The organism is Ramlibacter sp. (assembly GCF_013697775.1).
Classification (GTDB): domain Bacteria; phylum Pseudomonadota; class Gammaproteobacteria; order Burkholderiales; family Burkholderiaceae_C; genus Ramlibacter.
In genome coordinates this window covers 1-8,639 of record NZ_JACCWG010000220.1, presented here as the reverse complement: position 1 = coordinate 8,639, position 8,639 = coordinate 1, and the positions used below count along the sequence as shown (strand labels likewise).

The 8,639-nt window shown below is 69.8% G+C and carries 9 protein-coding genes and 1 pseudogene; 2 read left to right on the top strand and 8 right to left on the bottom strand.

What is annotated here, in order from left to right:
- Together H0U68_RS11080 and H0U68_RS11075 are read left to right on the top strand one after the other, a co-directional pair.
- A pseudogene (locus tag H0U68_RS11080) lies at positions 1-257 on the top strand (hybrid sensor histidine kinase/response regulator); the annotation flags it as partial.
- Between the two features lie 86 nt (positions 258-343).
- Complete coding sequence (locus tag H0U68_RS11075) at positions 344-784, top strand: CBS domain-containing protein (protein ID WP_296355517.1); 441 nt, start codon at positions 344-346, stop codon at positions 782-784.
- A gap of 9 nt (positions 785-793) precedes the next feature.
- Here the strand turns inward: H0U68_RS11075 and lplT are convergent, their stop codons facing one another.
- From lplT to H0U68_RS11035, 8 genes are all read right to left on the bottom strand, one after another.
- Positions 794-2,023, bottom strand: coding sequence for a lysophospholipid transporter LplT (gene lplT / locus H0U68_RS11070; RefSeq protein ID WP_296355515.1), 1,230 nt, complete (start codon positions 2,021-2,023; stop codon positions 794-796).
- A complete protein-coding gene (locus H0U68_RS11065) occupies positions 2,020-2,871 on the bottom strand; it encodes a GNAT family N-acyltransferase (protein WP_296355513.1) in 852 nt (283 codons plus the stop codon). The genes lplT and H0U68_RS11065 overlap by 4 nt, the downstream gene beginning before the upstream one ends.
- 4 nt (positions 2,872-2,875) lie before the next feature.
- Entirely contained in the window at positions 2,876-3,973 is a 1,098-nt protein-coding gene (locus tag H0U68_RS11060) for a hypothetical protein (RefSeq protein ID WP_296355512.1), read from the bottom strand.
- The gene (locus H0U68_RS11055) at positions 3,973-4,986 is read right to left on the bottom strand and encodes a class I SAM-dependent methyltransferase (protein ID WP_296355510.1); all 1,014 of its coding nucleotides are present in this window, start codon (positions 4,984-4,986) and stop codon (positions 3,973-3,975) included. Before H0U68_RS11055 ends, H0U68_RS11060 begins: the two co-directional genes overlap by 1 nt.
- On the bottom strand, positions 4,980-5,987 hold the full coding sequence (locus tag H0U68_RS11050) for an iron-containing redox enzyme family protein (RefSeq protein ID WP_296355507.1): 1,008 nt from the start codon (positions 5,985-5,987) through the stop codon (positions 4,980-4,982). The genes H0U68_RS11055 and H0U68_RS11050 overlap by 7 nt, the downstream gene beginning before the upstream one ends.
- 113 nt (positions 5,988-6,100) lie before the next feature.
- A complete protein-coding gene (gene rsxB, locus H0U68_RS11045) occupies positions 6,101-6,748 on the bottom strand; it encodes an electron transport complex subunit RsxB (RefSeq protein WP_296355506.1) in 648 nt (215 codons plus the stop codon).
- Positions 6,748-8,097 (bottom strand): polyhydroxyalkanoate depolymerase, encoded by a 1,350-nt coding sequence (phaZ, locus tag H0U68_RS11040; protein ID WP_296355504.1) that lies wholly within the window; start codon positions 8,095-8,097, stop codon positions 6,748-6,750. Before phaZ ends, rsxB begins: the two co-directional genes overlap by 1 nt.
- 128 nt (positions 8,098-8,225) lie before the next feature.
- The coding region (locus H0U68_RS11035) for a hypothetical protein (RefSeq protein ID WP_296355503.1) at positions 8,226-8,639 on the bottom strand (414 nt) is incomplete at its 5' end.

Genomic DNA, 8,639 nt, shown 5'->3' with positions numbered 1-8,639 from the left:
GCCCCGGCCCCGGCCCCGGCCCCGGCGAGGGTTCCATCTTCACGGTGCTGCTGCCGCTGGAGCAGGGAACGCCCGCGGCCGATGGGCCTGGGACAGCGCAGCCGCAGCCGGCCACGCGCGGCTGCGTGCTGGTGGCGCTCACCGGCTACGGCCAGGCGGCTGACCGCGAACGGGCCTTGCAGGCGGGATTCGACCGCCACCTGGTCAAGCCGGTGGACATCTGCGAGCTCGCGCACTACCTGGCGTCGCTGGGCTGAGCTCGGCCGTGCCGCCGGCGTGCGAAATGCAGGCTTGATTTACAGCGCGGCGCGGCGGATCATGGGTTTCCGCAAAGGGAGGTCGCATGGCCGAGCGCACCGTGTTCCAGTCGATTCCGAAGAAGCATGTGCTGAGCCTGCCGCCGCTCGCCAGCGTGTACGAGGCGGCGTGCGCCATGACGCGCGAGAACAGCAGCAGCGTGCTGGTGATGGAGCCGCCCGACGTGCTGCTGGGCATCGTCACCGAGCGAGACCTGACCACGCGCGTGCTGGCCAAGGCGCGCGAGCCGCGCCGCACGCCGGTGCGCATGGTGATGACGCCCACGCCGGTCTGCGTGCCGCCGGAGACGCGCGTGTCCGACGCGGTGCTGATCATGATCGAGAAGGGTTTTCGCCACCTGCCCATCGTCGGAGCGGGCGGCAAGATCCTGGGCGTGTTCTCGGTGCGCGATGCATTGCCGCAGGAGATCGGCACGGCGTTGAGCCAGGCCGAGTTCAACGAGCAAGTGAACGACGTTTTGGGCTAGGCACAGCCCTCAAGGGACATTGCGCCGCCTGCTTCGCGCAAGGCCGCCGACCGCGACCCAGGGCAGCATGGCCGCGCAGACGGCCAGCCCCATGCCGATGAGCGTAGGCGCCAGCGCGACCTGCAGCGCGACCGCGATGCCATAGGCGGCAAGCCCGGCCAGCGACGCCAGGTTCTCGCTGAAATTCTGGACGGCGATGGACTGGCCGCCGTGCATGAGCGCCAATCCGCTGCGCTGCAAGACCGCGTTCATGGGCACCAGCAACAGTCCCGACAGTGCACCGGTCACCCACAGCAACAGCACCGCGGCAGGCAGGACGTCGACCCATGCCATCAGCAGCAGCGAAAGACCCAGGGCGATGCCCAGCGGCTGGACGCCCGCGGCGCGCTCCTCGCGAATCCACCGGCCCGCCGCGGCGGCGCCGGCGATCATTCCCACGGCCACCGCGCCCTGCAGCAGCCCGGCTTGCGGCAGCGACAGCAGGAGCCGTTCGGCCGCCCATCGCAGGACGACGAATTGCAGCACCGCCGCCGCCGACCAGAACACGCAGGTCACCGACAGCGACATGCGCGCGGCCGGGTCGTTCCACAGGCGCGCGACGCTGGCGCCGAAGTGGCGCAGCAGATCGCCCGGACGGTCCAGCGCGCGCGGGTTGCTCGCGGGCGCGCCGCGGATCGGCAGCGCGCACAGCGCCGCCAGCAGGTAGGCCGCGCCGAGCGCGAGGATGGCATCGAACGTGATGCGCGACGGCTCGGCCGGCAGCGCGGCCACGCCCCGCAACAGCCAGCTTCCCCAGGCGACACCCGCCAGCAGGGCTGTCACAGTGGAAATCTCGATCCATGCATTGGCGGACACGAGCGCGCCATCGTCCGCCAGTTCCCCGAGGATGCCGTAGCGCGCCGGCGCATGCGCGGCGGCGCCGATGCCCACCAGCGCATAAGCAACGAGCGGATGGGCCTGCGTCAGCAGCAGCGCGCAGCCGCACAGCTTGAGCAAGTTTGTGGCGAACAGCACCCATTTCTTGGGAACGGCATCGGCCACCGCGCCGGAGAAGGCCGACAGCAGCACATAGGAGCCGTAGAACGCGATGCGCAGGGCGGGCGCGGCCCATTCCTGCGCGTGGCGCTCGGCAAGGACCTCGATGGAAACAAGCAGCAGGGCGTTGTCGGCGAGCGCACCGAGGAACTGGCCGGCTGCCACCCAGCGCAGGCTGCGCCGGGCAATCGCCGTGCCGGTCATGCCGCGTCGAGGAAGTGCTTGCGGTACAGCGGCGACATGTCCTGCAGGCGCAGCATCATGGGCAGGTCGGCGGTGTTGAATGCGGCGTCGTGGGCGGGCGGGCCCAGCACGTGCGCTCCGCACCGCAGGTAGCCTTTGATCAGGGGCGGTGCGTCCGGCAGCGTGCGCGCGTGCATGCTGCTAACGGACTGCGCGTGTGCGGTCGCACCAGGCAGGGGGCGCAGGGGCCGCACCCGCCATTCGGGTTGCGCCAGGTGCGTCTGGCGCAGCCGCTCCCACAGCGCCAGCGCGGCCCCTGGGCCGTCGGCCAGGCCGATGCTCGCGCAGCCGATCATGGTGTCCAGGCCATGGCGCAGCATGTAGTCGGCCAGAGCCGACCACATCCCGAGGATGACCCCGCCCAGGCGCCAGTCCGCATGCACGCACGAGCGGCCCAGTTCGACGGCACGGGGCCGCAGCGCGGCGAGCGGGGCGAGGTCGAATTCCGTATCGCTGTAGTAACCGCCGGCCGCGCGTGCCTGCGACGGCGACAGCAGCCGGTAGGTGCCGACCACCGGGCCGCGGCGCCCGGTGACGGAGTCGATCGCCCTGACCAGCAGGTGCTCGCAATACGGATCGAACCGGTCGGCATCCAAGCCCTCCGCCGCGCCATGCGGGGGGGAAAGCGTCGCGCCCATCTCGGTGCAGAACACCTGGTAGCGCAGGCGCTGCGCCTCACGCACGTCGTCCTGCGAGCGTGCCCATTCCACGGCGAACTGGCGTGCGCCTGGCCGTTTCGCGCGCGCCGGCGCGATGGTTCCAGCCACGGGAAGGAGGTCGATGGCGGTATCGCAGGCGTGCACGGGCATGACCTCAATTGGACGGTGGATAGTTCTCGATCAGCCGGTATTGACGGCGGTTGAGGCGCGCCAATTCGACAAGCGGGATCGGCCGCACGCCTTCGCGCCGGCGCGCATCGCCGATGGCGAAGAGCAATGCCTGCTTGCGAAAAATCATGCGCAGGCCTTGCAGCAGGCCGGTCTGCGGGTCCCAGGCTTCGATGGCTTCCGAGCCCGCCCCGTTGACTTCCATGATGCGCAGTCCTTCGCCCGCGCGAAGTCCGGCCAGCGTGTCGAAGCGCACATCGAAGCGGCCGAAGTGGAACTGCGGCATGTCGCGCGCAATGGCGTCGATGGCCGCAACCAGCTGCGGCGTGATGCAGGCCACGCCGTCCCGGTACAGTCCGCCGACGCGCGTGGAGCCGATCGTCGCGAGCCGGACCGTTTCGCCGGCCGCGGGGACGGCGTGCGGATCGAACGCGCACTCGTGCCGCGCGGAGACGGCCAGGCGGCTCGCGCGCGGGTCGGCCTGCACCAGCTGGCCCACCGTGCGCGCACCGTCGCCGACCACGTAGGGAAAGGTGCGCAGCGCCAGGCCGATGATCTTGCCCTGGCCATCGCGCGGGTCGCGCGCATAGAAGATGCCCGCCTCGCCTTCCTGCGGCAGGTATTCCTGCAGCACCACCACTTCGCCCCGCGGAAACCGCGACAGGTATTCCAGCAGCGACGCCATGGTGTCCACGCGGCGCACGCCGTGGCCGCACAGGCCGAGGTCCGGCTTGGCGACGAGCGGGAAGTCCAGCCCCAGTTGCGCCATCTGCGCCTGCAGCGATTGCGCGGTGTGCGTGCCGTCGTTGCGCACGCCGCCGCCGCGGGCGGTGGCCGCGCGCGCCAGCGGCCCCATGCCGTTGAAGTATTCCAGCTTGCCTTCGCCCACCAGGCCGCCCGACGTGATGGCGGGATTCGCCGCCGAAGGAAGCGTGAGGCTTCGGTAGCGCAGGCCGAGCCAGAGCCACTGGACGACCAGCGGCACGCAGATCAGCCATTTGGGCATGCGCTCCAGCGTGCTGCGGCGGTCGGCCGCCGAGGGCATGTGCCGCAGCGGCGCGGAGGGCTCGATGGTCGCCGGCATCAGCGCACTCCCGTCCGCGTGGCGACGAGGCCGACGGCGGCGATGCGGTCGACGCGGTCGTAGGGCGGCGCGTCCAGCTCTTCGCCGAAGACGTCGGGATCGATCTCCGCATAGGTCCACTCGCAGCGCGCGGCGCGCAGCAGCGGCTCCACCTCGCGCAGGAACGGGTCGGCGCCGTCGACCATGGCGACGCCGGTGTACAGCAGCAACTGTCCCTGTGGCGCCAGCCGGGCCAGCGATTCGGCGGCGATGCGCACGCTTAAAGCGCGGCCCAGGCCGGCGCCGCCGTCGCGGTACGCGCGGCCTCGCGGGTCGGCCATGTAGGGCGGATTGGAGATGATGAGGTCGAAGCCGCCCTCGACCGACTGGAGGGCATCGCCTTGCGCCAGCGTGATGGGGACGCCGGCCACCGCTGCATTCGCGGCGGTGAAATGCAGGGCGCGGGAATTGATGTCGTTCATGACGAGATCGGCAGCCACACCGTGCCTGGCCAGGCGCCGGGCCGCGACGATGCCGCCCGCGCCCGAGCCGCAGCCCACGTCGAGCACGCGGGCGCGCCCGGTGTGTGCCGCGGCCGCCGAGCGACGCGCCCGCGCATCGATTTCCTGCGCGATGAAGCGTGCGAAACGGTAGGTGTCCGGGCCGAAGAATACCGCGTCGTCCTCGACCGTCGGATAGGCCGAGTGCAGGAAGGCGTCCTCGCCCAGCGTCGAGATGCGCACCGCGCTGGCCAGGAGGCCGCCCCGCTGAAGCAGGCAACCCGACGCGCGCAGGGCGGCGAGCAATTGCGGAGAAAGGACGGCTTCGTCGAAAGGCAGGCTCCAGCCGAAGATGTCGCGCAGGTTGCCGGCACCCCGCGTGGGCTGCCGCGCGATGACGCGCTTGTGCGTGAGCGGCGTCGGTGTGATGAATCGGTAGCCTTCGGCGGCCACTGCGCTCAGCAACGCCGCAAGTGCGCCGTGCTCGAGATTCCCGCTCGCCGCCTCTGGCTGGACGTCGGACGCGCTCAGCACGCTTGTCCTGTCGCGGTGGACGCCTCGAAGGCGTTTTCAGCGCGCGCCGGCCTGGCGGGCTGGCGCAGGTCGTGGTCGTAGCGTTCGAAGCAGCGCTGGCCGCAGTACAGGCGCATCAGGGCGCCTTCTGCGATGTGCGGTGCGCACGCGGGGTCCGCCTCCACCAGGGGCCGGATCACTTCGCGCAGCCAGCTTCGCGCATGCGACACGTCGAGCGCGGCATGCAGGTCGAAGTAGGCGCGCATTTTCGAATCCAGCCCGACACGCCGCATCGCCAAAGACACTTTCGCGACGCGCCCGGGCGCGGTGAGCTCGATCGCTCCCAGCGCACCGATCGACTGGTAGGCGTACCGCCGCGTGGTCGCCATCGCCACCATCGCGTTGCCCAGCGCGAGCGACTCCCACACCGTGCCCTCGATGGTCGGGCGCAGCTCCATTCCCTGCACCATGCGCTCCAGCATGCCTCCATGCATCGCGGCGGCCTTGCCATGTCCCATCTCGTCCCAATAGTTGCGCGCGCATTCCAGCTTGGCCTGGGTGGGCAGCCGCACCTGGGTATAGGCCAGCAGATCCTCGAAGCCGGCTTCGCCCGCGGCCTCCTGCGTCAGGAACCAGCGCAGCTGCGCGGGCGATGCGTCATCCGCGAGCCAGTCGAAAAACGGATGGCCCTGCCCAGGCCCTTCGATAGCCAGCGCCTCGAACCACGCCATGAAATCATCGACGGCCAGGAACTCGCGCGGAACCCAGGCACCGACGCGACCGCGCAGCGATTCGATGAAATCGCCCTCGGACTCGCGCATGGCGCATTCGAGCCGCAGCGCTTGCCGCCAGTCGCCGGAGGGTGTCGCCGGCATGAGGCGCGCAGCGTTGAATTGGGCCAGTGAACGGTGGAAGCGATCAGGGTCGAAAAGGGCCGGGCCAAAAGTCATCCGCCGAGAATGCCATGCGGATTTGCGTGCACGCGTTGCAGGTGTTTGCGCCCCTGTAGGACGGCGGCTCAATCAGTACTCCTGCGTGCCGCGCAGCTCAGCATTGTCATGTGGCTGCGCAAAGCAGGGCTGCGGGCAGCTATCGCTTGATTGCCCAATCGCGCGAGTGCAGCACCTCTCAGGTTTCAGCCGTGCTTGGGCCGCGCGCGCGCCAGCGCCGCCTCGATCACGGCGCGCTTGCGCGCCAGTTCGGCGCCTTCGGCATCGCGCGTGAGCGCGGGCAGGTCGGCCAGCTTGGCCTCGGCTTTCTCCACCAGCCGCTGTTCCTGCTCGACCGCCTCGCGCGCCTGGCGCTGCTTGCGCGCTTCGTAGCGTTCCAGCGCCTGCGCCGCATCGGGGGCCGGCCAGGCCTGCCAGCCGGTGCGCGCGCCGCTGGCGTTCACCAGCGCGATGCAGTCCACCGGGCAGACCGGCACGCACAGCTCGCAGCCGGTGCAATACGGCTCGATCACCGTGTGCATGTGCTTGTTGCCGCCCAGGATCGCGTCGGTGGGGCAGGCCTTGATGCACAGCGTGCAGCCGATGCACCAGTCCTCGTCGATCACCGCCAGCGTGCGCGGCGCCTCGCTGCCGTTGGCGGGGTTGAGCGCGATGACCGGGCGGCCGGTCAGCGCGGCCAGGCGCGCGACGCCTTCGGCCCCGCCCGGCGGGCATTGGTTGATGTCCGCCTCGCCCGCCGCGATGGCCTGCGCATACCCGGCGCAGTCGGGGTAGCCGCAGCGCGTGCACTGGGTCTGCGGCAGCGCGGCGTGGATGTCCGCCGCGGTGGCCATCACTTGGCGCGGCTGCTCTTCCTGGCAGCCGCGCGGGCCTTGGCTCCCTCGGCCTCGCGCTGGTCGGGGGTGTTGACGCTCGGCCCTTCGTTGAACTGCAGGATGAAGTCGCGCACCTGCGGATAGACCACGTCGCGCCAGCGGCGGCCGCTGAAGATGCCGTAGTGGCCCGCGCCCTGGACTTCCAGGTGCTTCTGGCGCGCCTTGGGCACGCCGGTGCACAGGCCGTGCGCGGCCTCGGTCTGGCCGGAGCCGGAGATGTCGTCCAGCTCGCCTTCGATGGTGAGGCTGGCCGTGGTGAGGATGTCCTCGGGCCGCACGCGCTCCAGCTCGCCGTCGTCGCTGATCACGTCCCAGGTGCCGTGCACCAGGCTGAACTCCTGGAACACCGTGCGGATAGTGTCCAGGTAGTAGTCCGCGTCCATGTCCAGCACGGCGTTGTATTCGTCGTAGAACTTGCGGTGCGCCTCGGCGCTGGCATCGTCGCCGGCGATCAGCTGCTTGAAGTAGTCATAGTGGCTCGTCATGTGGCGATCGGGGTTCATCGCCACGAAGCCGGTGTGCTGCATGAAGCCGGGATAGACGCGGCGGCCTGCGCCCGGAAAGCGGGTCGGCACAGGGTAGATCACGTTGTTCTCGAACCACTCGTAGCTCTTGTTCATGGCCAGGTTGTTCACCGCCGTAGGCGATTTGCGCGCGTCGATCGGCCCGCCCATCATGGTCATGGTGAGCGGCGTCGTTTCGCCGCGCGTGGCCATCAGCGACACCGCCGCCAGCACTGGCACTGTGGGCTGGCACACGCTGACCACATGGCAGTTGCCGTAGGTCTTCTGCAGGTGGCGGATGAACTCCTGCACGTAGCCGACATAGTCGTCCAGGTGGAACTCGCCCTGGTCCAGCGGCACGGTGCGGGCGTTCTTCCAGTCGGTGATGTAGACCTTGTGGTCGCGCAGCATGGTGCGCACGGTGTCGCGCAGCAGCGTGGCGTAGTGGCCCGACAGCGGCGCCACGATCAGCACGGCCGGCTGCTCCTTGAGCTGGTCTAGCGTGGCGGCGTCGTCGGTGAAGCGCTTGAAGCGCCGCAGTTCACAGAACGGCTTGTCGATCTCGATGCGCTCGTGGATGGCGATCTCCACGCCGTCCCGCTCCACCGCGTTGATGCCGAAGGCAGGCTTCTCGTAATCCTTCCACAGCCGGTAGGCCAGGTCGTAGCTGGCCGCCACGCGCTGGGCGAACGGGTTCTGCCCGAACGGCGACACCGGATTGCCGTAGAGTTTCGACGCGGCCTGGGCGAAGTCCGCGAACGGCTCCATCATCGACCGCTGGGTTTCATAGATCTGGTAAAGCATGCTCCGACCCCAATTGTTGCAATGCAATATAACAGCCACTGCTGACTCTGGCATGAGAGAGGAAGTACTGATGCTGCGCGAGAACCTGCCGACAAGCTCGACAATCGGGTCTGAAGGGCTGGCAGGCGTCAGGCGAGGGCGCTCGGTGCCCTGGGATTGATCGCCAGCGCCAGCGCAATGGCCGCGGCACACAACAGCACCACGCCCAGGCCGATCAGCCGCTCGGCGCCCAAGCCCAGCAGGTAGGCGGTGTTGGCCGCCAGGCCCAGCACGCCGGCGGCGCGCATCAGCCACAGCACGTGCCCACGGCGGTATTCGGGCCAGTGGGCCGACCACGAGGCCGCCAGCGCGCCAGCGCCGACCGTCCAGCCGCCGATGGCGAACAGCACGTCGAACAGCGCACGCAAGCCGGTGTAGGCCGCCGGGTCGCCGCCGGCCGCCGCCACGGCCGGGAGCACGAAGGACACCATGGCATCGACCACGGTGAACAGCAGGCCGGCCATGCCCAGCGAGATCCAGCCGCCGATGGCCGCCGCCGCGCC